Source organism: Actinomyces sp. oral taxon 170 str. F0386 (assembly GCF_000195595.1).
In the GTDB taxonomy this organism is placed as follows: Bacteria; Actinomycetota; Actinomycetes; order Actinomycetales; family Actinomycetaceae; genus Actinomyces.
This window is the reverse complement of sequence record NZ_GL882555.1, coordinates 19,985-46,857: the sequence shown is the minus strand read 5'-3', so window position 1 is coordinate 46,857 and position 26,873 is coordinate 19,985. Positions and strand designations below refer to the sequence as shown.

22 protein-coding genes and 1 other RNA gene are annotated in these 26,873 nt (G+C 65.3%); 1 reads left to right on the top strand and 22 read right to left on the bottom strand.

Translation table 11 applies throughout. The features are described 5' to 3' along the window. Positions 1 to 23: 23 nt before the first annotated feature. The 17 genes from HMPREF9056_RS10690 to HMPREF9056_RS10610 form a co-directional block, all read right to left on the bottom strand. The gene (locus HMPREF9056_RS10690) at positions 24 to 1,847 is read right to left on the bottom strand and encodes a DEAD/DEAH box helicase (protein ID WP_009404993.1); all 1,824 of its coding nucleotides are present in this window, start codon (positions 1,845 to 1,847) and stop codon (positions 24 to 26) included. Further along, positions 1,844 to 2,209: a DUF3039 domain-containing protein gene (locus HMPREF9056_RS10685; protein WP_009404992.1), complete on the bottom strand. Its 366-nt coding sequence runs from the start codon at positions 2,207 to 2,209 to the stop codon at positions 1,844 to 1,846. Before HMPREF9056_RS10685 ends, HMPREF9056_RS10690 begins: the two co-directional genes overlap by 4 nt. A 94-nt stretch (positions 2,210 to 2,303) precedes the next feature. Continuing rightward, positions 2,304 to 3,044 carry a glucosamine-6-phosphate deaminase gene (nagB, locus tag HMPREF9056_RS10680; protein ID WP_034514459.1) on the bottom strand — a complete coding sequence of 247 codons (741 nt, stop codon included), beginning with the start codon at positions 3,042 to 3,044 and terminating at the stop codon, positions 2,304 to 2,306. 140 nt (positions 3,045 to 3,184) lie between these two features. After that, positions 3,185 to 4,924: a hypothetical protein gene (locus HMPREF9056_RS10675; RefSeq protein ID WP_009404990.1), complete on the bottom strand. Its 1,740-nt coding sequence runs from the start codon at positions 4,922 to 4,924 to the stop codon at positions 3,185 to 3,187. After that, complete coding sequence (locus HMPREF9056_RS10670) at positions 4,900 to 5,745, bottom strand: ABC transporter ATP-binding protein (RefSeq protein WP_034514458.1); 846 nt, start codon at positions 5,743 to 5,745, stop codon at positions 4,900 to 4,902. Before HMPREF9056_RS10670 ends, HMPREF9056_RS10675 begins: the two co-directional genes overlap by 25 nt. A gap of 239 nt (positions 5,746 to 5,984) precedes the next feature. Further along, positions 5,985 to 6,266, bottom strand: a complete 282-nt coding sequence (locus HMPREF9056_RS10665; RefSeq protein ID WP_003783064.1) for an HU family DNA-binding protein — start codon at positions 6,264 to 6,266, stop codon at positions 5,985 to 5,987. Positions 6,267 to 6,468: 202 nt separating this feature from the next. After that, positions 6,469 to 7,218 (bottom strand): N-acetylmannosamine-6-phosphate 2-epimerase, encoded by a 750-nt coding sequence (locus HMPREF9056_RS10660; RefSeq protein ID WP_009404988.1) that lies wholly within the window; start codon positions 7,216 to 7,218, stop codon positions 6,469 to 6,471. 36 nt (positions 7,219 to 7,254) lie between these two features. Continuing rightward, a complete protein-coding gene (locus HMPREF9056_RS10655; protein ID WP_009404986.1) occupies positions 7,255 to 8,289 on the bottom strand; it encodes an ROK family protein in 1,035 nt (344 codons plus the stop codon). A 183-nt stretch (positions 8,290 to 8,472) separates the two neighbouring features. After that, complete coding sequence (locus HMPREF9056_RS10650) at positions 8,473 to 9,393, bottom strand: dihydrodipicolinate synthase family protein (RefSeq protein WP_009404985.1); 921 nt, start codon at positions 9,391 to 9,393, stop codon at positions 8,473 to 8,475. Between the two features lie 109 nt (positions 9,394 to 9,502). Next, on the bottom strand, positions 9,503 to 10,330 hold the full coding sequence (locus HMPREF9056_RS10645; RefSeq protein ID WP_009404984.1) for a carbohydrate ABC transporter permease: 828 nt from the start codon (positions 10,328 to 10,330) through the stop codon (positions 9,503 to 9,505). A 42-nt stretch (positions 10,331 to 10,372) separates the two neighbouring features. Next, positions 10,373 to 11,260 (bottom strand): carbohydrate ABC transporter permease, encoded by an 888-nt coding sequence (locus HMPREF9056_RS10640; RefSeq protein WP_172635267.1) that lies wholly within the window; start codon positions 11,258 to 11,260, stop codon positions 10,373 to 10,375. Between the two features lie 59 nt (positions 11,261 to 11,319). After that, positions 11,320 to 12,705, bottom strand: coding sequence for an ABC transporter substrate-binding protein (locus tag HMPREF9056_RS10635; protein ID WP_009404982.1), 1,386 nt, complete (start codon positions 12,703 to 12,705; stop codon positions 11,320 to 11,322). A 71-nt stretch (positions 12,706 to 12,776) separates the two neighbouring features. Beyond that, positions 12,777 to 15,089 (bottom strand): sialidase family protein, encoded by a 2,313-nt coding sequence (locus tag HMPREF9056_RS10630; protein ID WP_034514457.1) that lies wholly within the window; start codon positions 15,087 to 15,089, stop codon positions 12,777 to 12,779. Between the two features lie 658 nt (positions 15,090 to 15,747). Further along, positions 15,748 to 16,575, bottom strand: a complete 828-nt coding sequence (locus tag HMPREF9056_RS10625) for an ATP-binding cassette domain-containing protein (protein WP_009404980.1) — start codon at positions 16,573 to 16,575, stop codon at positions 15,748 to 15,750. Further along, positions 16,575 to 18,725, bottom strand: a complete 2,151-nt coding sequence (locus HMPREF9056_RS10620) for a dipeptide/oligopeptide/nickel ABC transporter permease/ATP-binding protein (protein ID WP_009404979.1) — start codon at positions 18,723 to 18,725, stop codon at positions 16,575 to 16,577. The genes HMPREF9056_RS10625 and HMPREF9056_RS10620 overlap by 1 nt, the downstream gene beginning before the upstream one ends. Next, entirely contained in the window at positions 18,725 to 19,690 is a 966-nt protein-coding gene (locus HMPREF9056_RS10615; protein ID WP_009404978.1) for an ABC transporter permease, read from the bottom strand. Before HMPREF9056_RS10615 ends, HMPREF9056_RS10620 begins: the two co-directional genes overlap by 1 nt. Before the next feature lie 212 nt (positions 19,691 to 19,902). Further along, the gene (locus HMPREF9056_RS10610) at positions 19,903 to 21,528 is read right to left on the bottom strand and encodes an ABC transporter substrate-binding protein (protein WP_009404977.1); all 1,626 of its coding nucleotides are present in this window, start codon (positions 21,526 to 21,528) and stop codon (positions 19,903 to 19,905) included. Between the two features lie 328 nt (positions 21,529 to 21,856). On the opposite strand from HMPREF9056_RS10610, the gene HMPREF9056_RS10605 reads away from it, so the two are divergent. Next, a complete protein-coding gene (locus HMPREF9056_RS10605) occupies positions 21,857 to 22,543 on the top strand; it encodes a FadR/GntR family transcriptional regulator (protein ID WP_253270014.1) in 687 nt (228 codons plus the stop codon). A 150-nt stretch (positions 22,544 to 22,693) separates the two neighbouring features. On the opposite strand, the gene ssrA is transcribed toward HMPREF9056_RS10605, so the two are convergent. The 5 genes from ssrA to ftsE form a co-directional block, all read right to left on the bottom strand. After that, positions 22,694 to 23,064, bottom strand: a transfer-messenger RNA (tmRNA) gene (gene ssrA / locus HMPREF9056_RS13815). Between the two features lie 154 nt (positions 23,065 to 23,218). Then, positions 23,219 to 23,782 (bottom strand): SsrA-binding protein SmpB, encoded by a 564-nt coding sequence (gene smpB, locus HMPREF9056_RS10600; protein WP_009404974.1) that lies wholly within the window; start codon positions 23,780 to 23,782, stop codon positions 23,219 to 23,221. An 82-nt stretch (positions 23,783 to 23,864) separates the two neighbouring features. Further along, entirely contained in the window at positions 23,865 to 25,181 is a 1,317-nt protein-coding gene (locus tag HMPREF9056_RS10595) for a M23 family metallopeptidase (RefSeq protein WP_009404973.1), read from the bottom strand. A 6-nt stretch (positions 25,182 to 25,187) separates the two neighbouring features. Continuing rightward, the gene (gene ftsX / locus HMPREF9056_RS10590; RefSeq protein ID WP_009404972.1) at positions 25,188 to 26,105 is read right to left on the bottom strand and encodes a permease-like cell division protein FtsX; all 918 of its coding nucleotides are present in this window, start codon (positions 26,103 to 26,105) and stop codon (positions 25,188 to 25,190) included. Between the two features lie 12 nt (positions 26,106 to 26,117). Beyond that, positions 26,118 to 26,807, bottom strand: a complete 690-nt coding sequence (gene ftsE, locus HMPREF9056_RS10585) for a cell division ATP-binding protein FtsE (protein ID WP_009404971.1) — start codon at positions 26,805 to 26,807, stop codon at positions 26,118 to 26,120. Between the last annotated feature and the right edge of the window lie 66 nt (positions 26,808 to 26,873).

The window sequence follows — 26,873 nt, the reverse complement described above, 5'->3', positions numbered from 1 at the left end:
CCGCACCTGACCGTCCAGGTGGGTCAGCGCTTGCCGACGAACCAGCGCCGCAGGGTCTGGATGCGCTTCTCGATCTCCTCGGTGGAGGCGGCCGCCACCTCCGGGCCTCCGCACACGCGCCGGAGCTCGTTGTGGACGACGCCGTGCGGCTGGCTGGAGCGGCGCGCCCAGGCGGCCACCAGCTGGGAGAGCTCCTTGCGGGCCGCTGCCCGGCGCCGGGCGTCGTCGATGCCTGAGTTCTTCCGCCTCTGCGCCTCGGCGGCGGCCTGCTTCTTCTGGGAGGCGATCTGCTTGTCCTGACGCTGACGCAGCAGGGCGGTCACCTGCTCGGGCTCCAACAGACCCGGCAGCCCCAGGTACTCCTGCTCCTCGATGCTGCCAACCATGGCACCGGTCCCGAACTCGCCGCCGTCGAAGAGCACGCGGTCGAACTCGGCCCGGCTGTCCATGGCCTCGAAGCCGGGCAGCAGCTCGGCCGAGGCATTCTCGGTCTTGTTGGCCTCGGCGAGCAGTCGGTCCTCAGGGCTGAAGAGAGCATCTTCCTGCCTCGCCGAGTCGGGACGGCTCAGGACGTGGTCACGGGCCACCTCCATCTCGCCGGCCAGGACCAGCAGAGGCGTCACCGAGGGGAGAAACACCGAGGCGGTCTCCCCTCGGGCCCGCGAACGCACGAACCGCCCCACTGCCTGAGCGAAGAACAGCGGGGTGGAGGTAGAGGTCGCGTAGACACCCACGGCGAGCCGGGGGACGTCGACCCCTTCGGAGACCATGCGCACGGCCACGAGCCAGCGGTCGGTGGAGGCGGAGAAGGCCTCGATGCGGCTGGAGGCGCCGTTGTCGTCGGAGAGGACAACCGTGGGGGCCTCGCCGGTGATGGCGCGCAGCTGCTTGGCGTAGGCACGGGCCTTGGCCTGGTCGGAGGCGATGACGAGGGCTCCTGCGTCGGGCACCTGGCGGCGCACCTCGGTCAGGCGCTGGTCGGCGGCGGCCAGGACCGCAGGGATCCACTCCCCCGCCGGGTCGAGCGCGGTGCGCCAGGCCTGGGCCTCCAGGTCCTTGGTCAACGGCTCCCCCAGGCGGGCCGCGACCTCATCGCCGGCCTTGGTGCGCCATCGCATCTGCCCCGAGTACGACATGAACATCACCGGGCGCACGACGCCGTCGCGCAGTGCGTCGGAGTAGCCGTAGGAGTAGTCCGCCTGGGATCGCTTCGAGCCGGAAGCATCCTCCTTGTACCGCACGAACGGGATCGGGGAGGTGTCGGAGCGGAAGGGCGTTCCGGTCAGGGCCAGCCTCCGGCGCGCCGGGGTGAAGGCCTCGCGGATCGCGTCCCCCCAACTCAGGGCGTCCCCGCCGTGGTGGATCTCGTCGAGGATGACGAGAGTACGGGCCTGGTCGGTGCGGGCTCGGTGCAGGTTGGCGTTGGCGGCCACCTGCGCATAGGTCAGGGCGACGCCGTCGAAGCGCGATCCGAGCGCCCCCTGGGAGTTGGAGTAGGAGGGGTCGATGTGGATGCCGACACGGGCGGCGGCCTCGGCCCACTGGTACTTGAGGTGCTCGGTGGGGCAGACGATGGTCACCTTGTGGACATCACCGGAGCTGAGCAGCTCGGTGGCCACCCGCAGCGCGAAGGTCGTCTTTCCCGCTCCGGGCGTGGCCACGGCCAGGAAGTCCTGGGGCATCCTCTCCAGGTACTGTCGCAGGGCCGCGGCCTGCCAGGCGCGCAGCGACCCGGCCGTTCCCCAGGCCGCGCGGCGCGGGTAGGCCGGGGAGAGGTTCTGGGCCGCCGACGTCGAGGCTCGCGTCGGGACTGCGTGGGTCGCCTGGCCGCCGCGGGCGGCGTTCACCGACTTCCTCGCCCGAAGGGGAGGCGGGGGAAACGGGGGCCCTTGCTGCTCCCGGAGTCGTCGCCGCTGCGCATCTCCTCGTAGATGGACTTGCAGGTGGGGCACACCGGGTACTTCGACGGGTCGCGCCCGGGTGTCCACACCTTGCCGCACAGGGCGACGACGGGACGCCCGGTGACGGCTGCAGCGGCGATCTTGTCCTTGCGGACGTAGTGGGCGAAGCGGTCCGCGTCGCCGTCGTCGGTCGACTGGAGCTCCTCGCGCTCCAGGACGGCCGTACCAACACCCTGCGTGGGCTCGGCGGCCGGGTCGGTCGGGGCTCCGGGCGATCCTGGATCAGCGCTGGCGAGGACGTCTGTCATGCCGTCCAGTCTAGGTCGCACGGTACGCACCGGCAGTCGCCCACCCCACCCTGGCTCTGTGGGGAGGCTCTCCCTGAGAGGCGCGACGCCTCCGTCAGGGTCTCGAGGCGAGCCTACTGGCAGCCGCGGGATCGACCAGCACCAGGGCGTCGTCATGGCGCTGCATGACGGTTGCCGGCCATTCGGGGCTCACCTCGCCCTCCACGAGCTGGGCGATGGCTTCGGCCTTGCCCTCCCCGGTTGCGATGAGGACGAGCTTGCGGGCCTCCATGATGGTGGCCAGCCCCTGGGTGATGCACTGGGTGGGTACCGCGTCGACGTCGCCGTCGAAGAAGCGGGCGTTGTCGCGGCGGGTCTGCTCGTGGAGCTCGCCGACGTGCGTGCGCGAGTCGAGGTCGCCGCCGGGCTCGTTGAATCCGATGTGCCCGTCGGATCCGATGCCGAGGATCTGCAGGTCGCAGTAGCCGGCTGCCGCCATCTGCGCCTCGTAGTCGCGGCAGGCGGCCTCAAGGTCCTCGCTCAGCGCGTCCGGACCGCGGAGGGCACCGGGGCGCATGTCGACGCGGGAACGCAGATTGGTCTCCATGAAGGTGGCGTAGCGCTCCGGGTGCCCTGCGGGCAGGCCTACGTACTCGTCGAGCATGAAGCCGGTGACCTCGGCGAAGCTGATGCGGCCGGCGGCGCAGCGCGTGGCGAGCTCGTCATACAGGGGCAGGGGTGAGGACCCGGTGGCGGTCCCCAGCACGGCTGCCGGCTTGTCCTTGAGCAGCGCCTCTATCTCATCGGCCGCCCGCTGTGCGAGCGCCTGAGCGGAGTCCAGAATGACAAGCTGCACGGTGATGTCCTCTCTGACATATCGACTGGGTGTTCTGAGTCTACTGACCTCTGTGAGCCGCCACATTCTTGAGCGACTTTACAGCAATCCTACCCCGATTTATCAGAATCGATCACTCTACGACGATGTGACCACAGCAATCACACTGGCTGGGCGTGCCCCGGCCAGGAGCGGATCGTCGCAAGAACCTGGGGACCGCGCCGGTCGAGCAGACGACCACCGACAACGACGCCGCCCCAGAGCGCCAGAGAGCACCACGCGCCCCCCAGGACGAGCGCCGCCCATCCCCACATCGGCGAGCCCTGGACGACGCCGTAGGCCGCCGCCCCGAGTACAGGCGAGCAGACGGCGAGGAGAAGGAGCATCGCCACCGCCTGGACGATGGAGGCGAGAAGAGCGGTTCCCGATGTCCGCGAGCGCATAGGGCTGTCTCCGGGCGCAAGCGTCTCATAGGGCAGCAGGACGTTGGTGAGACAGGACCATCCCAGCGCGCAGCCGTAGAGGGCCAGACAGGCACCGGAGACGGCGGGCAGCGCCGCCCAGTACCCGGTCCACGCCCCCATGGTCACCTCGACGGCGATCAGCAGGGGCACCTGCCACAGAGCCGCTCCGGCAACCCGCCCCAGTCGGTCGTGCGCTCCGCTGGTACCGGCACTGATGTGGCTCCACAGGGCGGTGGAGTCCAGGCCGAGGTCGTCGTGGATCACCCATCCCATGAACATCGCCAGCGCCGGCGCCATGCACAGCAGGAGCACCGGGGCGTGTCCGAGGGCGAGGCTGCCTCCTAGCCGTTGACCGTTGACGATGATGACGAATCGGCTGGAGTTGAGGGCGGGAACCAGGACGAGGATGACGGGCACGAGGAGGATAGACAGGAGCTGGACCAGGTACCGGGGATCGGTACGCCAGTAGCGCAGGCAGCGAGCGGCCACGGCGGCCGCCGGACGCGGCAGTACGGAACCGAGTCTGTGAGCCCATGGGAGCACATCAATCTGGCCCTCCCCACGTGGGTCGGCGTGCCCGTCCCCGATGCGTCTGCCGCGCGAGGAGTAGGCGCGGGTGCGAGTCTGCGCCGTCCCCGGCGAGGTCATCACTCTGCCGACGACGCGTTGCCACACGGGGAACAGGGCCACCGGGACGATCCAGGCGCCGATCATCAGCATCAGTGCCGGCAGCGCTGAGCCGGTGGCGATGAGACCGGGGGCGGTGAAGCCCCACCCGAAGGGAGTCAGCCCCATGACCTGAGCAATGGTCTTGAGTCGCTCGAGAAAGCCGGCAATGTCGTCCCCGATGATCCTGGGGATCAGGTTCGGCAGCTGAGTGGCCACTAAAAAGGACAGGAAGGCGATGATCGCTGTCGTCTCACGCCCTCGACGGGAGGAGGAGACTCCCACAGCCGTCACCACGATACGGGAGAGGATGATGCAGGTGGCCAGGGCGGCCGGTGCGCACAGCAATGCCAGGAGCGCCGCCAGAATCTGGCCCGCTACCAGCCAGGTGAGGGCCGGAACGAGGCAGATGACAGCCGTCAGGCAGCCGGGGACACCAAGTGCGCCGGCGGCCAGCAACCCGATGGCCAGTCCTCGCGACGGAGCGGTCCAGGCGGCCATGGCTCGGGGGTCCAGGGTGGAGTCGACCCCGGTGACGAGCAGCGGCACCACGGCCCAACCGGCTACCAGCAGCGCCCCGAGGACGCCCATGAGCAGCGCGATGACCTGGGTATCCGTTCTCAGCCCGAGACCGACGGCGCCGGCCAGCACCATGCCGAGCACTCCCAGCCCGTAGAGGACCCCGATCACGGTGCCGACGACAGCCCATGTGCTCTTGGTCACGGCGTTGAGGGTCAGGCGCCACTTCAGCTTGACGAGGGTCGCAACCATGACAGCCCCTCCGTTCGCACCTGGGCCCCCACCAGCTCGGTGAAGCGCTGCTCGAGGTCCCCGCCGACCGCGACCTTCTCCGTCGTCCCCGCTGCGACGACCCGACCGGCGTTGATGATGGCTACGTGGTCGCACAGGCGCTGCACGGTGGTCATGACATGACTGGAGATGACCACGGTCCCGCCGGCGGCGGCGTAGTCTCGCAGGATCGCCTGGATCGTCTGCGCCGAGATCGGGTCGACGGCCTCGAAGGGCTCGTCCAGGACCAGGATGGAGGGTGAGTGCACCATGGCGCAGGCCAGGTGGATCTTCTTACGCATTCCCGCTGAGTAGTCGGCCACCAGGGTTGTGCCGGCGTCCCACAGTCCCAGGACCTTGACCAGCTCTGTTGCCCGAGGCACGACGACATCGCGCTCAAGACCACGCAGAAGGCCGGAGTAGGTGACGAGCTCCAAACCGTTGAGACGGTCGAAGGTCCGCAGCCCATCGGGCAGCACCCCCAGGAGGGCCTTGGCCCGCCTGGGCTCAGCCCACACGTCGACGCCATGGACCAGCACCTGCCCGGCGTCGGGACGCAGCAGACCGGTGGCCATCGACAGACTGGTCGTCTTACCCGCCCCGTTGGGGCCGACGATGCCATAGAAGCTGGAGACCGGGATATCGAGACTCAGCTGATCCACCGCGATCTTGCGGTCGAAGGTCTTGACCAGCCCCACCAGCCGAAGTGCTGGCACGGAGGCGGAGCCGGGTGGCACCCCGGCCAGTGCGGCGACCGTGTCGGGGCGATCAGGCTGACTCGCTGCAGGCGTGGACGCAGACATGCTTCTACTGTAAAAGCGCCTACTTATTCAACCCTCCGCCGACAGGAGGAGATCGGAGGTACTGACCTACTCCTTCAGGCCCCTGAGCATCATCAGGGACACAGCCACGGCCTCACAATGACCTGCGCCGGTCCCGCGGTAAACAGAAATGGGACACGCACATGATTCCGGTCCGCTGCCACACCTCGACGGGGCGGCAACGGACCGGAATCAGGATGTCAGGGGCACGGCCCCACGTATCACTCGGCGACAGCCTTCTTGAGCGAGGAACCGACGGTGACCTTGACGCCGTAGCCGGCGGGGATCTGGATCTCCTCGCCGGTGCGGGGGTTACGGCCAGTGCGTGCGGCACGCTCGACGCGCTCGATACCCATGAGACCGGTGATCTTCACGGCCTCACCCTTGGCGACGTTCTCAACGAGGACATCCTGGAAGGCTCCCAGGAAGGCGTCGGCGTCGGTCTTGGTCAGGCCGGCCTTCTCGGCGATGGCGGCGATGAGCTCGGTGCGGTTGACGGACATGTCTTCCCTCTCGATCGTGGACGGACACCCTTGTGTGGTGCCACTTCTGGCAACGCTACGCATAAAACCTTGGGTTTGTCAGGTCAGACCGGAGTGTCGCGCTGGATGGCGAGTAACAATTCGCACATTTGCACCCCAGCAGTCACACCCGTCACACGCAGAGCAAGCCGCGGAACGGCGCCGTTTTGGACAGCCCTTCCACTCAGCCTTTCCACAGGGCACCGGGGAGGGCGTTCACGAACCACGACGTAATAGTGGTCGGGTGGGTGATCGCGGTACCGACGACGACGGCGAAGGCTCCGTGCTCCATAACGGCAGCTGCCTGCGCGGGGGTGTGAACCCGCCCTTCGACGACGAGTGGGACCTCCGCGATACCGGCGACCTGGTCGACGAGCTCGAGGTCGGGGCCGTCGGTCTTGGGACGCTCCCCGGTGTAGCCGGCCAGGGTGGTCCCCAGGATGTCGACCCCGGCATCCTGAGCGGCCCTGGCGTCATCCAGGGACCCGCAGTCGGCCATGATGAGGACCTCCGGACGGGCCTGACGGAGACCCTCGACGGTCTGAGCCAGGCTCAGTTTGTCGGGACGGGGGCGGCGGGTACCGTCCAGCGCCACGATCTGGCTCCCGGTGGCGGCCACGGTAATGGCGTGAGTGAGTGTCGGGGTGATGAAGACGCCGTCGTGACCGTCCTTCCACAGGCCGATGACGGGGACGTCGACGTGCTGGCAGATGAGGGCCAGATCCGCCAGTCCCTGTGCGCGGATACCGACGGCGCCGCCGGCGACGCAGGCCTGTGCCACCTCGTCCATGGTGCGGGGGTCGCGCATCGGCTCGCCCGGGTAGGCCTGGGCTGAGGCGATGAGCCCTCCTCTCATGCGCTCCAGAACGGGATGGAGCCCCGTGGAGGCGGTCTGTACGTCCGTTGAAGACTGTGATGGTGACTGCTCGGTCATAGGTGTGTCCTGTCTGAATGGTGCAGAAGCTGGTGGCTAGGGGCGGTGGTTGTCGTTGTTGCAGGCCAGGGCGAGGGCGCCGCGAGCCGCGCCGACGATCGGCGCGGTGGTCCCCAAGGTGGCGGGAATGATCTTGATGGAGGCCAGGGGGTCGATGATCTCTGCGGCGAAGGTCCGCTGCAGAGGCTCCCACCACAGGTCGCCCGCTCGGGCCAGGCCACCGGAGACGACGACGACGTCGGGATCGATGACGGTGACCAGTCCCGCCAGCGCCCTGCCCAGACAGGCCGCCGAGTCGCGGTAGACCTCCTGAGCGATACGGTCCCCCGCGGCCGCGCGTCTCTCCACCTCGCGAGCGTCGGGAACCTCGGGCTCTCCCCCCTTGGCCAGGTAGCGGCGGTGGATCTGCGGGCCGGCGGTCACGCCCTCGAGGTGCCCCGGCCTGCCGCATGTGCAGGGTTCGCCCTGCGCGCCGGGGACAGGCACGTGACCGATCTCGCCGGCCACGTGATGGGCACCCCTACGGGTTCGCCCCTCGATAACGAGGGCACCGCCGACTCCGGTACCCACCGCCACCATGAGGACGACCTCGGCGCCGGCACCGGCGCCGAGCCATGCCTCACCAGCGGCGTAGGCGTCGACGTCGTTCTCGACGTGGACCGGCAGCGCACCCAGCCCCGCGGTCGCGAGCCGCTCCCGCACGCCGGCGGCGACCCTCGTGCCGGCCCACCCGGTGATGGCGTCGGTGGCGGACAGGATCGTCCCGTGCTCGACGTCAACGACGCCGGCGGTACCGATGCCGACCGCCACGATCGACACGGCTGCACCCGGGGCCCGATGGGTACCTGCCGTAACCACCTTCTGCACCAGGGCACTGATGGCCTCGAGCATGGCGGCTGGGCCGTCGTGGGCCGGGGTCGGGCAGGAGGCCACCGGCCCCTGCAGGGTCCCGTCGATGTCCACCAGGGCGGCGGCCATCTTGGTGCCGCCGAGGTCGAGTCCGACGACGAGCGGGGCCTCGCCGGACGGTGAGGGGTTGATGGGGGCGGATGGGAGGACATCCTGGCTCATGACGCTCTCCAGGTTGGTGCGCGGCACGGGGCGCCGCCTTAAGGAAAAGATGGTTCGGGATCAAGGCGATGGCTGTTCCGGGGCCAGGCGAAGCACGGCCCGCAAGCAGCCACCGATGCGACTGCCGGCCGCGCACCCGACTCGCTCGACATCGAGGCCGTCGGGTACGCGACCGGCGGGATATCAGACGAGGCCCTGAGCCTTGACGATCTCCAGGACTGCGTCCTTGGTGTCGCCCTGAAGCGCCTTGACCGGGAAGGCCATCTCATTGGTGGCGATGATCCCGATCGCCTCCATGGCGGTCTTGAAGGCGCCGATGCCGGTGGCGTCGGCCGAACGTCCCTGGGGAACGAAGACGATCTCGAATCCGGCGCAGATCTCGTCCTGGATACGACGTACCTCGTCCCACTTGCCCTCGCGGGAGGCCTTCCACAACTCGGTGTAGCGAACCGGGTCCACGTTGCCGTAACCGGGGACGAGTCCGTCCGCCCCCAGCAGGAGCATGCCGTCGACGACGCACTCGTGACCGGTCAGGAGGGCGAGCGGGTGCCCCGCCGCCTCGTTGGCCGCGACGAGCCTGCGGAAGGCGACGTCGTTGCCGGAGGAGTCCTTGACGCCGGCGATGACGCCCTCCTTGCCCAGCTCGACGAGCAGGTCGCGGCCGAGCTTCGCTCCACCAAGACGCACGGGGACGTCGTAGGCGAAGACCGGAACGTCGATGGCCGCGGCGATGGCGCGGAAGTGAGCCTTGATCTCCTCGGCGTCATTGAGCGCGTAGAAGGGACAGGTCGCCACGACCGCATCGGCTCCAAGGGCGACGGCGCGGCGGGCCTGGTCGATGACACGGTGGGCCGTGGTGTCGATGGCTCCGGCGAGCACCGGTACCCTGCCCGCGGCCTTCTTGACGACGCGTTCGATGACGGCGTCGCGCTGGGAGTCGGTGAGGTAGGCGACCTCTCCGGAGGACCCCAGGGCGAACAGGCCGTTGACACCCCCGACGACGAGGTGCTCAACGACCTTGTCCAGGCTGTCGAGATCGATCTCGCCCTCGGCGGTGAATGGGGTGACGACCGGCGGGATGACGCCGGTGAAACGGTTGTCCATGTGATGTCTCTCTTCATTGAAAGGTTATATGACGTCTGACATCTGACGTCATGAGGTATTCTTGCAGATGTTCCCGCTTAGCGCCACCCCGGTGCATGCGCACGCGCGATCACTTGCGTCGCAGGCACCGGGGCGACAGGAGGCGGGACTGAGGGCGGGCAACGGAGGGGCTACTTGACCGAGCCCTCCGAGAGCCCTCCCGAGATGTGCTTCTGAATGACCATGAAGAAGCAGCTATCATGGCTCCCCAGTCGAGAACCTCCGACCCCTGGAGAGAGTAGAGGCCGACTGCGACGGGCATCCTGTCCGACTCGGTGATGAACAGGAGCGCGTAGAGGAACTCGTTGAAAGTATTGATGAAGGTGTAGACGGCGGTTGCCACGATCCCGGGGAGGATGATGGGGACCGAGATCTGCCAGAACACCCTGAAACGGCTCGCCCCGTCGACAGCCGCCGCCTCCTCCACCCCAATAGGAACCGTCTGGAAGAAGCCGATGAGCATCCAGATCGCATAGGGGATCGAGAACGAGAGATAGGCGATGATCAACCCGATATAGCTGTTCATGAGGCCGAGCTTGACCATGGTGATGGTGTACGGGATGGCAAGCAGAATCGGCGGGAACATATAGGTCCCAATGAGGATCTTGGTCAGCTGCTTCCCGACCCGTGGGAAGAATCGGACGATCCCGTACGCGCCGAGCATGGAGACCACCACGGCGATGACCGTCGAGCAGCCTGCGATCAGCAGCGAGTTCTTCAGGTTCACCAGGAACCCTATCTCCTCGATCACCTTGCGATAGTGCTCGAGCGTCGGCGAGGTTGAGAACAGCTGCAGTGGGCTCTGCGCAAGCTCATGAGAGGTCTTGAAGGAAGAGGAGACAACCCACACGAGCGGGAACACCGCGACGAAGGCGGCAACAATGAGAACAAGGTACACGCACACCGTACCCCACGGACTACGACCAGCACGTCGCATGATTCAGCCCCTTTCCTTTTCCCAGCGATTGAGCATCCTGAAAGCACCGAAGGCCAGAACCAGCAGGAAGATGAGCAGCAGGATCGTCACCGTGGAGGCGACACCGAGCTGGCGCAGGTTCCAGCCCTCCTGATAGGCGAAGATCGGTAGCGTCGTCGTCCTCTCCCCTGGGCCACCGCCTGTGAGGAGGAAGAGCATGTCGAAGTTGTTGAAGACCCAGATGGTGCGCAGGATGACCAGCAGCCCGATGACCTCTCGGATATGCGTCAAGGTGATGAACCTGAATCTCTGCCACCCGGAGGCGCCATCCACCATGGCGGCCTCGTACTGCTCCTGAGGAATAGTCTTCAGAGCAGAGAGGATGTTCACCATGAACATTGGTGCGCCGAACCAGATATTGATGAGCAGCGCGATCCAGAAGGTCGTCGCGGGGTTCCCCAGCAGCGCCGTGTTCTTATCGGTCAGACCGAGAGACGTCAGAAGATTGGGGACGAACCCGTAGACATCATTGAGGATCCACTTCCAGGCGAAGGCGGTGATGATGGCCGGGAACGCCCAGGGCACGATGAGAAGCGTGCGGAACAGTCCCGATCCGCGCGGGACCCGATCCAGGGCTAGAGCCAGCACCATTCCCACCGCGAGCTGACCGACGAGCGAGGCCGCGGTCCACTTGATCGACACCCCGAATGCGTTCCAGAAGCTCGAGGAGCCGAGCAGGTCCGTGTAGTTGGAGATCCCCACCACATGGTAGTTGGTGCGTAAGAGGTTCTTGTCTGTGAAGGAGTACCAGATGCTTGAGAAGACCGGGTATATCAGAAGAGCAAGAACAACGACTATCGACGGCGCCACGAAGCAGACACCGGTCCAGTTCATTCTTTTGACATGTGTCATGAGTTCACCTTTCGGACTGGGTGGCGGGGACGACGTCACGCCCCCACCAGCTCTCCGACTCACTTGATACTGGCCCCTGCCGACTTGAACGCCTCGTTGAGCTTCTTCTCGCAGTCCTTGGCGGCGGTCTCGACATCGGTCCCATCGATGATGATCGAGTGATACATCTTCTCGATCAGTCCCTGGCTGGTGAGTACTCCGGCCTGGACGAGCGGCCCCTTCTCCATACCGATGGCGCTGCCGACGCCGACCTGGTCCTGGATCACCTTGATCGAGTCGGAGTACTTCTGGATCGTCTCGTTGCTCAGGTAGCTGGAGTCCTGTGAGATGTCACTGAGGACGGGGAGCATGCCACCGGGGACCGAGTGGAGGAACTCGATGTAATCGTCCTTGGTGAACAGGAACTCCAGGAAGGCCTTGGCCTCCTTCTTGACCTTGGAGGCCTCCCACACCACCAGAGGCACGTTCGACACCTCGGCCGGGTAGTTGACCGGATCGGAGGCCTTCATCCTGGGAAGTGGCGCCGCGGCGATGGAGTCGACCAGGTCGGGGCGGTTGGTAGTCACCCCGGAGATATGGAATCCGGAGTTGAAGTCGAAAGCGGTCTTTCCCTGGTAGAAGAGCGTTGCCTGATCGAGAACGGCGTAATCCAAGGCCCCCTCCGGGGAGACCGACTTGTAGAGGTCAGTCCAGTACTTGATGCCGTTCAGGGCAGTCTCGGAGGTGAGATTGGCCGTACCGTCGTCCTTGAGCAGTCTTTGGCCTGCGGAACGAACGTAGAAGTTGAGGTAGCGGGCCCCCAGCATGTCCCCTGTTCCCAAGGGAACGGACAACCCGTAGAGATCATCAGACCTTCCAACCGCCTTGGCCGCAGTGGCCAGCTCATCCCAGGTCGTCGGCACCGACAGCCCCTTGGACTGCAGCACGTCCGTGCGGTACCACATCACCTGAGCGTGGGAGTAGATGGGCACGGAGTAGGACTTTCCGTCCGACTGCCCCTCGGCCAGCGCCGGCTTGGGGAACCGGTCGCGGCCGATGGAGTCGATCACCTTGTCGAGTGGGACCAGGGCCTCGGAGTTGATCATCTCCACGACGTTGTTGGGCAGAGCAGTGGAGATGTCCGGCACCTGTCCAGAGGTCAGCCCGGTGGTCCACTTGGTGTTGAACTCGGACCAGGAGAACTGCTCGATCTTGACGGTGACATCGGGATTCTTGGTGTGGAACTCCTCAGCCATCTTCTTCATCCAGTCGGCACGTGGTCCCTGGGTGAAGGATGACCACATGGTGACGGTGCCGCGCAGCGGCCCTGTCTCCTCTTCCTCCGAGGAGCTCTGACCGCCGCACGCGGCGAGCGCCCCGCAGATTCCGACGCCTCCCAGAATCATGAAGCTGCGGCGGTTGAAGGTGAGTGATGGGTGAGACGGGACGGGGATGGACGGGGTCATAACGGTTCTCCTTTGAACGGACGATGAAGGGGGCATGGATGAGCGGTGTAGGACGGATCGAGGAGCTGGCCTCATAAGCCTCTGCCCTGATCCGCGATGGTGTGCGGCTCGATGGATTCGATGTCGGCGTCGAACCAGCTCAGGGGGAGGCGTGAGAAGTAGAGTCCCTGGCACTCGTTCTCCCAGAGCAGCCCGATCCTCCCGTCGGGCAGGACGCACATGCACTGGTAGACGTAGTGACCGGGGTTGAAGGTCCGCGAGCGCTTCCAGGTACGTCCACCGTCGAGGCTGAGCCGGATGACGCCGCAGCCCCGGAACGGGAGCATGAGCGAGGCGTTGGCGAAGACGATGCGGTCCTCGTCCTCGGGCGAGGGCAGGCGGATCGCGTTGGGCTGGCACCAGATCTCGGGAAGGTCCTCATCGAAGCGGACAGTCCCCCAGGTCTGTCCTGCGTCGTGGGACTCGCTGACCGCGACACGACCATGAGGGTGCTGGTTGCGCATGAACAGCAGGAGCGTCCCATCCTGCCGCTCGACGACAGTCGCCTCGTGCAGAGACCAGGTCTCATCAACGAATGTCTGTGGGTCGAGCTGGCCGTCGGAGGTCTCTCTGCCCTCGTTGGGACCGTGACTGAGCCGCCAGGTCTCCCCGTGGTCGTCGGAGTAGGCGACGGTGGCGCACATGGCCAGCCAGTTTCTGTCATTGTTGAAGTAGAGAGGCACCACAAGACGTCCGGCATGAGGGCCGTGCCGCAGGGCGATGCCGTTGCCCGGGCAGGTGCCCAGGAACCTCATCCACGGCTGCTTCAGCTGGGGGTTGAGGTCTCGCGGCTTGCTCCACGTGACGCCGTCGTCGTCGGAGTGGGCGATCTGCAGGTAGCTGGTCGGGATGGCCAGAAGGCTCTCATCCGGGTCCGCCCCGGGGGCGAGCTCGATGTTGCCGGCTGGGTGGCCGTCTCGGAGAACGGTGCCGTCGGCCTCGACCCGGAACGCAGTTGCCTGCCCATCGATCGTCGTGACCGCACCGTCCTCCTCAACGACGTAGCGCTCATCGCCGAGGTCCCGCAAGAGCCTTCGTCCCTGTTCGTCGAATCCGGTGGACGCCCAGCAGTTGGGCTGCCCGATCCCACCGGGGAAGTGATCAATGAGGACGTGAATCCTCCCCGTGTGCGGGTCCTGGACCATGCAGGAGTCGATCACCGACGAGGCGTCCTCTCCACTGCCCGGGCAGTCGATGACGGTGTGTGCCGGTTCCCAGCTCTGTCCGCCGTCGAGGGAGCGACGTACGACGAAGTTGATGTCGTTGGGAGAGTCGTTGGCGTTGGAGACGCGCTGGTCGGCCCCGGCCAGGATGGTGCCGGAGGCCAGCGTGAGGAGAGACGGGATCCGGTAGGACGCCGAGCCTCGGTATCCCCGGTCGAACAGGGCGTCGGTCTCGATCGGCTCGGCCTCGCACAGACGCTTGATCTGCGCGTCGCTGAGGGCGTAGTCGTAGATCCCCGCTCGCTGAACCTCGCCGGACAGGCGCACGCCGTCGCAGTCCTGACCGACGACGACCTCGTCGAGCCCCTCGACCTGGCCGAGGAAGAATTCACCGGGAGCGTGCTGCTCACGGAACCCATCGACGTAGAGATCGACCGCACCGTGCCCCACGGTGATCACGACCTCGTGCCAGCCGCCGTCACTCCATGCGCCGGAGGCCTTGACCTCTCGGCGCACGCCCGCCCTGCTCACACCGGCATAGGTGATCCCCTCCGGCCCGACCGTCACGGCGAGCTGCTCGCGTCCGAGTCCGCCGGCTGCAAGGAGGGCTCCTTGCTGCATACGGCCCCGTACCCGGAAGCGCAGCCAGAGGGAACCATGCCGAGCGTCAGCGAAACGGGCGACGTCGTAGGGGCTCAGACGGTTCGCGGCAAACTCGACCAGTGGCTCGGCACGCTGTGACAGCGCCAGGACCTCGCGTGAGGTCAGCACCTCGGGGTGCACTCTGAACGCGGCGACCTCCGGACTGTCGCCCTGTCCCAGGACTGCTTGCGTCAAACCAGGGAGATCCTTGAGGAAGGCCGTGGTGGTACCGCAGAAGACCTGGTAGCCGTCCAGGTACAGGCGAGTGCCGGAGGGGCTGACAGTGACGGCGGCGCTGTGCCAGCGCCCGTCGTCGAGAGACCGGACGTCCTCGGCCTCCAGCTTGTTCCACGCGTCTGGAACCGCAGCCTCGTACACGAGCGACGATCCCACGATGCGCATGTCGAGACGGGCTCCATCGGCCCCTCGTAATGCGAACAGGTTTCCGTCCGATCGTGACCTGAACTCGAAGGAGATACTCCCTCTTTCACTCCTGAGGACTTCTTCCTCAAGGCGCATCGTTGCGCACACTGATTCCATGAGCGCTTCACCTATCTCGAAAAAGACACAGAGGTCTCTGTCAACGGATCATTCGACTGCCATTCACACCCGCTCATACTCATCACAGTGAGACGGGCTCATCAAGAATGCGTCTGGCAGCAGGCGTACTTCGCCTCAGCGGACCAAGCACGCCGTCAGGCTCTCGTCGCTCCAGGATCGAGAGCAGTCACAGAGACCTGGAAGGCCACACACTGCGACCTCGCCCGCCTCTTAAACGGATTACGGCTCTCTACCAGCCGTCAGAGGCAAATGACAGAGGGGCCCCGACCCTCACGCACGACAGACTGACGCCGCGCGGCCGTGGTCACGCGCCATGGCGCCGTGACATACATAGGACCCTCCTCCGCAATCAACATCTTTGTTGGCGACCATAGAAGCCGCGGTCGGTTCCTCGCTGAACCGACATGAGTAATCTACTCGACATGTGACCTGGAAGTCAATGCTCACCAGCACCGAGTTCACACGAGATTAATGATTCATTTCCTCGCAATCATCAAATCGGCTTCTCCACTCCGATACCGGCGATATCGACAATGACAAGGTCGTTCAAACAGGACTGGTGGACGCGTGAGGGGCGGACCCACGTGGGTCCGCCCCTCACAGGCTGGCGCCACCGGCAGTGGCCGGGGCTGTCTGCTCAGGCGTCGAGCAGCGAAGGTACTGCCGCCAGAAGAGTGCGCGTGTACTCCTCCTGAGGGTTGTTGAAGATCTCCTCGGTGGTGTTGAGCTCGAGGATCTTACCGAAGTACATGACGGCGATCCGGTCCGAGACGTAGCGCACCGTGTTGATGTCGTGACTGATGAACACCAGCCCCAGGCCCAGTGACGCCTTGAGGTCCTGGAGGAGGTTGAGCACCTGGGCACGCACGGAGACGTCCAGGGCGGAGGTCGGCTCGTCGGCCACGATGATGTCCGGGTCCAGTGCGAGGGCGCGGGCGATGGCGACGCGCTGGCGCTGACCGCCGGAGATCTGCCGGGGCAGCACATTGAGAGCACTGGGCGGCAGACCAACCAGGTGGAGCAGGTCGCGCACGCGTGCCTCGCGCTCCTTGGGCGAACCGATCCCGTGGACGTTGAGCGGATCGATGAGCGTGTCGTGCACGATCATGCGTGGGTTGAGAGCCGTCGCCGGGTCCTGGAAGACCACCGAGATGCTGCGTCCCAGCTCGCGACGGTCGGAGGCGGAGCGCCCCAGGGGACGTCCTTTGAAGATGACCTCGCCCGAGGTGATCGCCTGCAGCCCCACCATGACCCGAGCGGTCGTGGACTTGCCGCAGCCCGACTCCCCCACGAGCCCCAGCGTCTCCCCGCGTTTGACGGACAGTGAGACGTTGTTGACCGCGTGGACCGTGTCCGGGTGGAACAGGCCCCCGGTGCGGGACTTGTGGATGACGTTGACCTCCTTGAGCTCAACGACCGGCTGGTCCTCACTCCATGAGGTCGATGCAGAGGTGTTGGACGGCATCAGTGCTTCTCCTTCGCGAGCAGAGCCTCGAGCTCGGGGGTGATGGCGTAGCTGTGTTCCGTCGTGCCCGGCACGGGCTTGAGCACGGGCCGAGTGTCCAGACCGACCGTCGGGTGAGCCGATCGCGGAGCGAACCGGTCTCCCTTGACGAACTCGCTGGGTGAGGGGACCACGCCACGCACCTGGTGGAGCCGCTTGGAACCGGCCTCGATGGAGAGCACGGCCCCCAGCAGACCCCGGGTGTACTCGTGAACGGGGTTGGACAGCAGCTCACTGGTGGGGGCCTGCTCGACCACCTGGCCCGCGTACATGACGGTGATGCGGTGAGCCAGCTTAGCCACCAGCGCCAGGTCGTGGGAGACGAAGACCATGGCGAAGCCGAGCTTTTCACGCAGCTCGTTGAGCAGGTCGATGACCTGCTTCTGGACGGTCACGTCCAGCGCCGTCGTCGGCTCGTCGGCCAGGACCAGTGAGGGGTCCCGGGTCAGTGCCATGGCGATGAGAACGCGCTGGCGCTGACCGCCGGAGAGCTCGTGCGGGTAGCTGCGCAGTGTGCGCTTGGGGTCGAGCCCCACCAGCTCAAGGAGCTCCTCGGCGCTGCGAGTACCGCCGCGCGAGGTCAGCTGAGCCATCTGGGTGCGGATGAGCATGGAGGGGTTCAGTGACGACAGAGCGTCCTGGTAGACCATGCTCATCTCGTGGCCGCGCAGGGCGTTGTGCTCGGTGGGGGTCATCTCCAGGATGTTGCGCCCCTTGAACAGGATCTCGCCGGAGAGCCGGGCCGACGGCGGCAGCAGCCCCATGACGGCCATCGAGCTGATGGACTTACCGCAACCTGACTCCCCCACTAGACCCATGGTCTCGCCAGGACGCACCGAGAAGGAGACGCCGTCGACGATGTCGACCTCGCCGTGCTGCTCGGGGAAGGCGATCGAGAGGTTCTTGACCTCCAGGACGGGGTCCTCTTCTGTGTCCTTGTAGACGAGTCGGTCGCGACGGGCGAGCTCGGCCACCCGCAGGGAGGCGAGTCGCTCGGACAGGGGCACATCCTCGGCCGCCGGAGCGACGACGCCGGTCAGCGAGCTCAGTCCGTTCGCGGCGTCATCCCCGTCGGCGACAGTCGCGTTGGAGGTCACCGCCTCGGCGGCGTCATCCCAGGCGTCCAGGGTCTCCTGAGTCTCCATGGCCTCCTCATCGGCCTGGACGTCGGGCTTGGCCTTGATGCGCGGCGAGGCCATCGCATCGGTCAGCCCCTCGGACAGGACGTTGAGGCACAAGGTGGTGATGAGGATGAGCAGGCCGGGGAAGAAGGTTGGCCACCAGTGGCCCGACAGGAGCAGCTCCTTGCCCTCGGAGAGCATGTTGCCCCAGGTCGGGGTGTTGACGGACTTGATACCCGCACCGATGAAGGACAGCGAGGCCTCGAAGACGATCGCATCGGCCACCAAGACGGTCGCGAAGACCATGATCGGGGCGATGCAGTTGCGGGCCACGTGCTTGAGAAGAATCCAGGGCACCGGAGCCCCCATCACCTTGGAGGCCGCCACGTAGTCCTCCCCGAACTGGGAGATGATGTTGGCGCGCACCACGCGGGTGAGCTGGGGGATGTAGAGGATGGCGATGGAGATGATGATGACCGGCAGCATCGGCAGGCGGGTCGACATCGCCGAGACGAGTACGGCCGCCAGAGCGATACCGGGGAAGGACATGACGACGTCGAGCACGCGCATGAGGGTCTCAGCGACCCACTTGCGGGAGGTGGCGGCGACGGCACCGAGTACGGAGGCCACCAGGAGCGCCAGGCCGGTGGCGGTCAGCCCCACGACCAGCGAGACCCTGGCGCCGTAGACGGCGCGGGAGAAGATGTCACGGCCAGTGCCGTCGGTACCGAACAGGTGAGACATTGAGGGAGCCACCACGGGATCGGTGGCGGTGACCTCGCCGACACCCTCGATGTAGGAGGTGGTCTTGGCCTCCGCCAGCCCGGTGGCACCGGGTGAGTAGGGGGCGACGACAGGGGCCAGGACGGCGATCAGGGCGATGAGGCCCAGCACGATGATGGCGATCTTGGAGCCGAGGGGCAGCGCCTTCCAGCCCTGGAAGCGCAACCCGGGCCGCGAGGCCTTATCCAGTGTGGAACGGTGCAGCATCAGATGCTCCTGATTCGTGGGTTGACGAGGACGTAGAGCATGTCAACGACGATGTTGATGAGGATGAAGGCCAGCGCCACCGTGATGGAGACTCCCTGGACGATGTTGACGTCGTTACGAGTGATGCCCTGGAAGATGAGCTGTCCCATCCCCTTGATGTTGAAGATCATCTCGATGACGACGGCACCGCCCATGGCGTAGCCGATGCGCAGGCCCAGCACGGTCAGCGGGGTGATGAGCGCATTGCGCAGCACGTTACGGGCCACCACGATGTTCTTGGGAATACCGCCACCGATAGCGGTGCGCACGTAGTCGCGGTCGAGCTCCTCAACCATGGCTGTACGCACCACACGTGTGAGGGATCCGGTGTTGGGAACCGCGATGGCCAGTGCCGGCAGGAAGATCTGATTGAGATACGTTCCTGGATCCTCGCTGAAGGGAACCCACTCGGATACCAGCGCGGGGAAGGCCCCCGTTCCCCCTGGAATGTCGGAGAACCACTGGATGAGCAGCAGGGCGAGCCAGAAGGACGGGGTCGCCAGGCAGGCGATGGAGATGACGCGGATGACCTGGTCCTGCCACTTGTCGCGGTACAAGGCTGCGATGATCCCCAGGATCGTGGCGAAGATGACGGCCACGAAGATTCCGATGAAGGTCAGCTGGAGAGTGATCGGGAAGGCGTCGGCCACCATGTCGGAGATCCTGACTCCGGTGAAGGAGGTGCCGAGGTCACCGTGGACCAGCCCCAGAAGGTAGTCCCAGAACCGCTTGAGAAGAGGATCGTTGAGGTGGTGGACGACTCGGTACTGCTCGAGGGCGTCTGGCGTTGCCGACTCGCCCAGCGCCAGACGCGCCGGGTCAGCCGAGGAGAACGACATGACGATGAAGACGAGCAGCGTCACGCCCAGCACCATGACCGGCAGCGCGACCAGGCGCCGTCCGATCAGGCGGATGAGGTTGGACACTGAAATGCTCCTTTGCGTTAGCGTCCTGCCGCCGAGGAGGGCGGCTGGGTGGCTTGGCGGCTGGGAAGGATCACCGCCACTCCAATTGTCTGATGTCTGACGTCAGATAGCAAGTCTGTCGCTTCCCGACCCCAGAGGTCCCGGAGACCTGAAAACGGCTCGGGCGGCACGGCCAACCAGCACCGGCTTGCCGTGCCGCCCGGGCACAGACCTCAGGACTTGGACGATCCCGTCCCCACGAAGGACAGACCAGTCAGCGAGATCGGCTTGAAGTTCTCCAACGTCGTCGAGTCGTAGGCCGTCGGAGTCTTGCGGTGGAAGATCGGGTACAGCGGAACATCCTCAGACAGCTTGTCGAAAGCCTCCTGCCACTTGGCGACCTGCTTGTCACCCTCGAGCTTGACGGCCTCATCCAGCAGCGCCTGGATCGCGACCTGGCTCTCCGAGCCCTTCCAGTGCATACGAGTCTCAGTCCACACGTCGCCGCCGTACCACCAGCGCATGAGCAGGTCCGCGTCATTGCCGAAGACCGAGGGGTCTCCAGGAGCGATGAGCACGTCCCACGCTCCTTGAGAGGAGTCGATGAAGGAGTAGGTGTCCGCGGACTTCTTCTCGTCGTAGTTGACTGTCACCCCCAGGGCCTCGAGGTTCTCACGGATCACAGGCCTGACCGCCGAGAACCAGCCGTGGTCCGTGCACAGCACGTTGATGGTCGTGATGCCGGCCTCCGCCAGCAGCGACTTGGCCTTGGCCGCGTCCATGGAGTAGACCGTCTTGGCCTTCTTGTAGGCGGGGTGCCCTTCCTGGACGAAGCAGGTCGCAGGCGTCGCCAGGCCGGCCATGCTGGTGTCACAGATCTTGGCGTAGTCCAGCGCGTAGAGCACAGCCTGGCGCGCCTTGACATTGGAGAAGGTGGTGTTGTTGAACATGGCGAAGAGCAGCCCGAAACCCTGCTGCGCCGCCACCTTGACCGGCTCCTTGAGGGTGGAGAGGTTGGCCGCGGGGACGGCGTCGATCGCCTGCACGGAGCTGGAGCTCATCGCGTTGGTGCGGGTGGTGTCGTCGGGCAGGACCTGCCAGGTCATGGACTTGGCCAACGCCGGACGAGGGCCGTTGTAGTTGTCGTTGCGCTCGAAGACGACCTTCTGGCTGGCAGCGCCGTTATCAGTCATCTTGAAGGGGCCGGACCCGGTGGGGCTCATGTCGAAGGCCTTGGCGTCAGCCTCAACGATCGCCTTGGGGACGATCTTGACGACACTCAGACGCTCGGCCACCAACGAGAAGGCGTACTTGAGCTTGATCGTCACCGTACCCGCGTCCTTGGCCTCAACCTTGTCAATGAAGGGCAGGAACTGGGAGTACAGCGACTTGTTCGCCGGGTCGAGCACCCGCGTGAAGGAGAAGACGACATCATCGGCAGTCACCGCCGAACCGTCGGAGAACTTCGCATCCTTGCGCAGCGCGACCTCGTAGGTGGTGTCATCCACCTTCTTGGGCATGTCGGCCCCCAGAGCCGCGTAGACCTCCCGGGTAGCCGGGTGGAGCTCGGTGAGCCCCTCCAGAGTGTGCCAGTTGGCGGCTACCGTAAGGGCCGACGACGTCGTCATGGGGTCGTAGCCGTTGGTCCCCAGCTCGTAGGAAATGCCAGCGGTGATAACACCGTCCTTGTGGGTGACCTCCTGATCGGTGGCCATGGCACTACCCTTTGCGCCGCCCGCAGTCTTGGCCTTACCACCACAGGCCGCCAGGCTGACAGCCAGACCAGCAGCCATTCCGAGGGTGCCGGTCAGCCTGATGAAGTCCCGGCGGCTGGAGCCAGCCGGAGTTGTGATCGCCATTGATTCTCTCCTGAAGTCTGACGTCTTATGTCTGACGTTGGTAGGATGACTGTAGCAGAGGTGGGGACGTCCAGACCACTCACAACCTCGCAGGTCAACCGCTCGATCATCGCAGTCCGCCCAAGGGGCGGGACTGTTCGACGAGCGGATTCACAACGCAGTGATCACAATGATTGACAGGGCAAGAACCGTGGCCGACACCGAGAAGAGCAGTATCGTGAGCAGAGCACCCAAGCCGGGCAGAGCAGGCGACCCAGCAAATAATGAGACAAGCATCATAGTTGGCGCGAAGGAGGCAGTGATTCCCCACGGCACCTACTCCACCTTGATGACATCCCCGGCCACTCAGGCCGAGACCACGATGACCGCGATCAAGGACTTCATCCTGAGAGCTGGCCTTCAGGTGGGTGATGCGTTGCCGACGGAGTCGCAGCTGTGCGCCGACCTGGGCGTGTCCCGCTCCTCCGTGCGCGAGGCCGTGCGCACCCTGGTCGCCCTCGACATCGTCGAGGTCCGCCACGGACACGGCATGTTCGTCGGCAAGGTCTCCATGCGCCCCATGGTCGAGTCCCTCGTCTTCAGAGGCCTGCTCAACCCCGGAGACGACCACCGCGGACTGCGCGACATCGTCGAGGTCCGCATCACCCTCGACAACGCCCTGGCCGGCCCCGTCACCCACGCCTGGAAGAACCGACAAGACACCGAGCTCGATCAGATCGTCGCACAGATGGACCTTCACGCACAAAAGGGAGAGCTCTTCACCGAGCAGGACCGCCGTTTCCACATGCGGCTGCTCGAGCCCTTGGACAACCACCTCTTCCTGCACCTGACCGAGGCCTTCTGGGCCATCCACACCCTGACCGTCCCCCTCCTGGGCGCTCCCAGGCCCGAGGACATGCTGACAACCGCCCGAGCTCACCGGGCCATGCTCCAGGCGGCCCGGGCCGGAGACGTCCAGGCCTACCGCCAGGCCACCACCCGGCACTACGCCCCACTCCTAGCAGTCCTCGCCTGAACCCGCTTGCTCGACGCAAGACCGTGGCCCCCTCACAGCGCAGCACATGGGTCAGCACGGTACCAACGGGAACCGCTCGGAGCCCGGAACAGGCCTGCTCAACGAAGGGGCCCGCTGAACCCTGAGGTTCAGCGGGCCCCTTCAGAGGAGTCGTGGAGATGGGGGGAATCGAACCCCCGTCCGACGGGCGCACAACAGGACTTCTCCGGGTGCAGCTCGCTAGCGATTTTCTCGGCCCCGGTGTCTCACGCGAGCAAGGACACCGACGGGCTCAGTCGATAGAAAGTCCTGAGAGCCCTACCGACACGGACTCACAGCAGTGGCTTCCTAGATGACGCCAGGAACCGGGGCGGAAGCGATCCCCGGGCTGACGGACTTCGTGGCTCGCTCAGGCGGCGAGGGCGAAGTCGGTGCGAGTGTTATCGGCACCTATTGATTCGCGCAGAGCGTTGACGAGATGACTGCGCATCCTCGACCCGCTTCTCCTGAACCTACGACCGTCGTCGAAACCGATCATCCCCTATGAACTTGTCACCGGCCTCCCGAAGGAAGCCCGGAACGTGCTCTCAACGAAGCCAGACGATTCTAGCAGTGCAATAGCATCGATGACAGGATGACACCGCTCACTGCATCACAGCTGGATGCAACGGCTCCATGCACCAAACACCCAACGTCTCAGGAACGACGCGATCGCACTCCCTGTGAGTCCCGACGCCGGTTGGCAGCCGCCATGGCGCGAGCCGCTTCCCGCTTGTCCTGGGCCTCACGCAGTGCCTGGCGCTTGTCCCAGTCCTGCTTCCCTCGAGCCAGGGCGATCTCCAGCTTGGCACGCCCACCGATGAAGTACAGCTCCAGCGGGACCACCGTGTATCCCTTGGCCCGTACCCTGCCCTCGAGGCGCTCGAGCTCACTGCGGTGCAGGAGCAGCTTGCGCTTGCGCCGCGGCGAGTGGTTGTTCCACGTCCCTTGCAGGTACTCGGGAATGTGAGCACCCTGGAGCCAGGCCTCACCATAACGGTCGATCTCGATCCAGGCCTCGGTGAGCGAGGCTCGTCCCATGCGCAGAGCCTTGACCTCAGTACCGGTCAGGACCAGTCCAGCCTCATAGCGGTCCTCGATGAAGTAGTCGTGGGTCGCTTTGCGATTACGGGCCACCGTCTTGTGGGCGTCGGAGGCGGCCTTGGCCTTCTGCCCGGCAGTGGGCTTAGGAGCCCGAGCAGACTTTGCGGCAGGAGTCATCGGCCTGTCCTTTCACGAGTACGGGATGTGAGCGCGCCCGCGCAGGATCAGGAGTCTACGGGGTCCGTCAAGAGCCCTCCGGCTAGAAGCCGGGCAGTGACATCGGGTCGATGTACACCCCGTCCTGGGCCACCTGGAAGTGGACGTGCGCCCCGGTTGCGTAGCCGGTTGAGCCAGTCGAGCCCACGACGTCGCCACGGTTGACGTACTGGCCGTCGGCGATGGCCCGCCCCGAGAGGTGGCACAGGGTGATGACGTAGGAGTGCCCGTCGATGATGCCGCCGTTGATGTCGATGCCGATGCCGCAGGACTCGGAGTTCCAGTAGGTGGCCACTCCGGAGACAGAGGCGTACTGCGGCGTCCCCTCACTCGCGGCGAAGTCGACTCCCTGGTGTCCGGTTCCGGTCCCCGTGACTGGATGAACGCGGTAGCCGAAAGGTGATGTCACCTCGAGCGGACCAGTGATCGGATGGCCGATGTAGCCGTCTCCTAGAGAGTCCGAGGCAATCGAGCTGGAGGGAACCGACGGCATGGAGCCGGCACTGGCCGCGGCTCGGTTAGCGGCATCGATCTCCGCAACACGAGCCGCTGCGGCCGCCGCATCGGCGTTGGCCTGGTCGAGCTGGGTCTGCAAGTCGCTCTTGCGGCTCTCCAGTGCTGAAGCGGCGGCCTGCTTCTCAGCTGCCAGCCTGGCGACATCGTCCCGCTTGGTCTGAGCCGTGTCACGAGCGGTCTTGGCATTCTCCTCAGCGGTGTCCGCCTCGGACTTGAGCGTGCCCACCCGCGTGGTGGCGGCATTCTGCCTGGCCTCACGGTTGGCGTTCTGGGCTCGCTCGACCTCGGCGGCGGAGAGCACCGCCTCCTGGACCCCGGAGCCGATCTCAACGGCGGAGGCACGTTGGTTGAGATCCTCGACGTCCTGCGAGGCAAGGACATAGCTCCAGGAGGTGACCGAGTTGTCACCCTGGTAGGTGGACACCACGATCTCCGCCACGGAGTCGGAGGTCTCCGAAGCAGTCTTCTTCGAGGCCTCCGACTCCTGTTTCACCGTGTCGAGGCTGTTCTGCGCCGTGGTCAGACGGTCACTGGCAATCTGCTTCTCCCTCTCCTTCTCAGCCAGAGTCGTCTCAGCGCTGGTCAGCTCAGTCTCCGCAGCGGTCAGGGACGTCTGAGCGTTCTGCAGTGAGATGTAGGCCTGCCCCAGGTCTGCGCTGACCCCCTCGAGGGAGGAGACGACCTCCTGCTGCTTACGCTGCGCCTCGTTCTGGTTGGCAACAGCATCATCACGTTCATCGGCCAGGGAGATGTCACCGGAGTAGAAGAAGGCGAGGCTGGCGGCCGCCAACGCGCAAACCGCAGCGCGACGGCGTGAGCGACGGAGGAACAGACGGGACAGCATGTGAGATCAGATCCTCGTGTACTTGGACAGGGAGAATGCGGAGGAGATCGCGGCCAGGGAGATGGCCGCCAGGATCAGCCAGGGCGATAGGAACAGGACGTCCCTGGTACTGATGAAGGCACTTGTGAAGGAGATCGAGGAGGCGAGCCAGTCCTCCACGACATAGCGCACCCCCACCCACAGGGCGGCCACGGCCAGCACGGCTCCGGTGAGTGCTGCAATCACCCCTTCAAGAATGAAGGGCAGCTGGATGAAGAGGTTCGAGGCCCCCACCAGGCGCATGATCCCCGTCTGCCTGGATCGAGACATGGCTGACAGCCTGATGGTCGTGGAGATGAGCAGAACCGCAACCACCGCCATGATGGTCGCCAACCCGCCTGTGATCCAGGAGGCCCGGTTCATCACGAGGAAAAGGGGCTCCAGGGTGGATCGCTGATCGACCACACGCTCGACGCCACTGTGCCCCTCGAACTGCTCGGCCACCAGCTTGTAGTTCTCAGCGTCCTTGAGCTTGATTCGGAAGGAGACCGGCATCATGTCCTCGGTGGCGTTTCGTCCCACGGCGGACTTGGCGTAGGCCTTCATGAAGTTCTTGTAGGCCTGGGCCTTGGTCTCCATCTCATAGGACTTGACGTAGCCGGAGGGGGCTCCACTGGTGATGAGCCTCTCGACCTCGCTGATCTGAGCCGCGGTGGCCTCGCCGTTGGCGCAGTTCGACGAGGCCGATGCCTTCGGGCACATGTAGACCGAGACCTCAACCTTGTCGTACCAGTCACCCTTCATGGTCGAGATCTGGCTCTGCAGCAGCGACGATGCACCCACGAAGAGCAGGGAGACGAAGGCGACGAGAACGACGGACACTGTCATCGCCAGATTGCGGGACATGCCCTTGGCCGTCTCCGAGAGGATGAAACGCAGTCTCACAGTTCTTCTCCTTCAGCGGTCCGAGCCGTAGACACCGCGGTCCTGGTCGCGCACGACCTCACCGCCCTTGAGCTCGATGACGCGTTTACGCATCTGGTCAACGATCTCATCGTCATGGGTGGCCATGACCACCGTGGTTCCCTGTCGGTTGATGCGGTCGAGCAGACGCATGATCCCCACCGAGGTTGAGGGGTCCAGGTTCCCGGTGGGCTCGTCGGCCAGGAGAAGCTTGGGACGGTTCACCATGGCACGGGCGATCGCCACACGCTGCTGCTCACCCCCGGAGAGCTCATGCGGGAGGCGCTTCTCCTTGCCGGCCAGCCCCACCAGGTCAAGGGCCTCCGGCACGGCGGAGAGGATGTAGTGACGGGGCTTACCGATGACCTGGGATGCCAGAGCGACGTTCTCCAGCACGTTCTTGTTGTCCAGGAGTCGGAAGTCCTGGAAGACGAAACCGATCTCCTGGCGCAGCTGCGGCACTTTCCAGGAGGAGATCTGCGACAGATCACGTCCTAGAACGTGGATACGTCCCTTGGTGGGACGTTCCTCCCGTATAACCAGGCGCAAGAAGGTCGATTTGCCCGACCCCGAGGCACCCACGAGGAACACGAACTCGTCGCGATTGACCTTGATGTCGACGTCGTCAAGCGCCGGACGCGCCCCTCGGTCGTAGACCTTCGAGACATGGTCGAAGCGGATCATCTGCTCGTTACTCCCCCTGCTACTTCCCCGGGCACGGCGTCCGGGTTTATCGCGTTACGGCCACCG

Coding starts and splice junctions, on each gene's coding strand:
- HMPREF9056_RS10640 (WP_172635267.1), bottom strand. CDS start 11,260: ATGACACATGTCAAAAGAATGAACTGGACCGGTGTCTGCTTCGTGGCG.
- HMPREF9056_RS10595 (WP_009404973.1), bottom strand. CDS start 25,181: ATGCTGTCCCGTCTGTTCCTCCGTCGCTCACGCCGTCGCGCTGCGGTT.
- HMPREF9056_RS10625 (WP_009404980.1), bottom strand. CDS start 16,575: ATGCCGTCCAACACCTCTGCATCGACCTCATGGAGTGAGGACCAGCCG.
- HMPREF9056_RS10635 (WP_009404982.1), bottom strand. CDS start 12,705: ATGACCCCGTCCATCCCCGTCCCGTCTCACCCATCACTCACCTTCAAC.
- HMPREF9056_RS10605 (WP_253270014.1), top strand. CDS start 21,857: ATGACATCCCCGGCCACTCAGGCCGAGACCACGATGACCGCGATCAAG.
- HMPREF9056_RS10650 (WP_009404985.1), bottom strand. CDS start 9,393: ATGGACAACCGTTTCACCGGCGTCATCCCGCCGGTCGTCACCCCATTC.
- HMPREF9056_RS10675 (WP_009404990.1), bottom strand. CDS start 4,924: ATGGTTGCGACCCTCGTCAAGCTGAAGTGGCGCCTGACCCTCAACGCC.
- HMPREF9056_RS10630 (WP_034514457.1), bottom strand. CDS start 15,089: ATGGAATCAGTGTGCGCAACGATGCGCCTTGAGGAAGAAGTCCTCAGG.
- HMPREF9056_RS10620 (WP_009404979.1), bottom strand. CDS start 18,725: ATGCTGCACCGTTCCACACTGGATAAGGCCTCGCGGCCCGGGTTGCGC.
- HMPREF9056_RS10670 (WP_034514458.1), bottom strand. CDS start 5,745: ATGTCTGCGTCCACGCCTGCAGCGAGTCAGCCTGATCGCCCCGACACG.
- HMPREF9056_RS10665 (WP_003783064.1), bottom strand. CDS start 6,266: ATGTCCGTCAACCGCACCGAGCTCATCGCCGCCATCGCCGAGAAGGCC.
- HMPREF9056_RS10660 (WP_009404988.1), bottom strand. CDS start 7,218: ATGACCGAGCAGTCACCATCACAGTCTTCAACGGACGTACAGACCGCC.
- ftsE (WP_009404971.1), bottom strand. CDS start 26,807: ATGATCCGCTTCGACCATGTCTCGAAGGTCTACGACCGAGGGGCGCGT.
- HMPREF9056_RS10685 (WP_009404992.1), bottom strand. CDS start 2,209: ATGACAGACGTCCTCGCCAGCGCTGATCCAGGATCGCCCGGAGCCCCG.
- smpB (WP_009404974.1), bottom strand. CDS start 23,782: ATGACTCCTGCCGCAAAGTCTGCTCGGGCTCCTAAGCCCACTGCCGGG.
- HMPREF9056_RS10655 (WP_009404986.1), bottom strand. CDS start 8,289: ATGAGCCAGGATGTCCTCCCATCCGCCCCCATCAACCCCTCACCGTCC.
- HMPREF9056_RS10610 (WP_009404977.1), bottom strand. CDS start 21,528: ATGGCGATCACAACTCCGGCTGGCTCCAGCCGCCGGGACTTCATCAGG.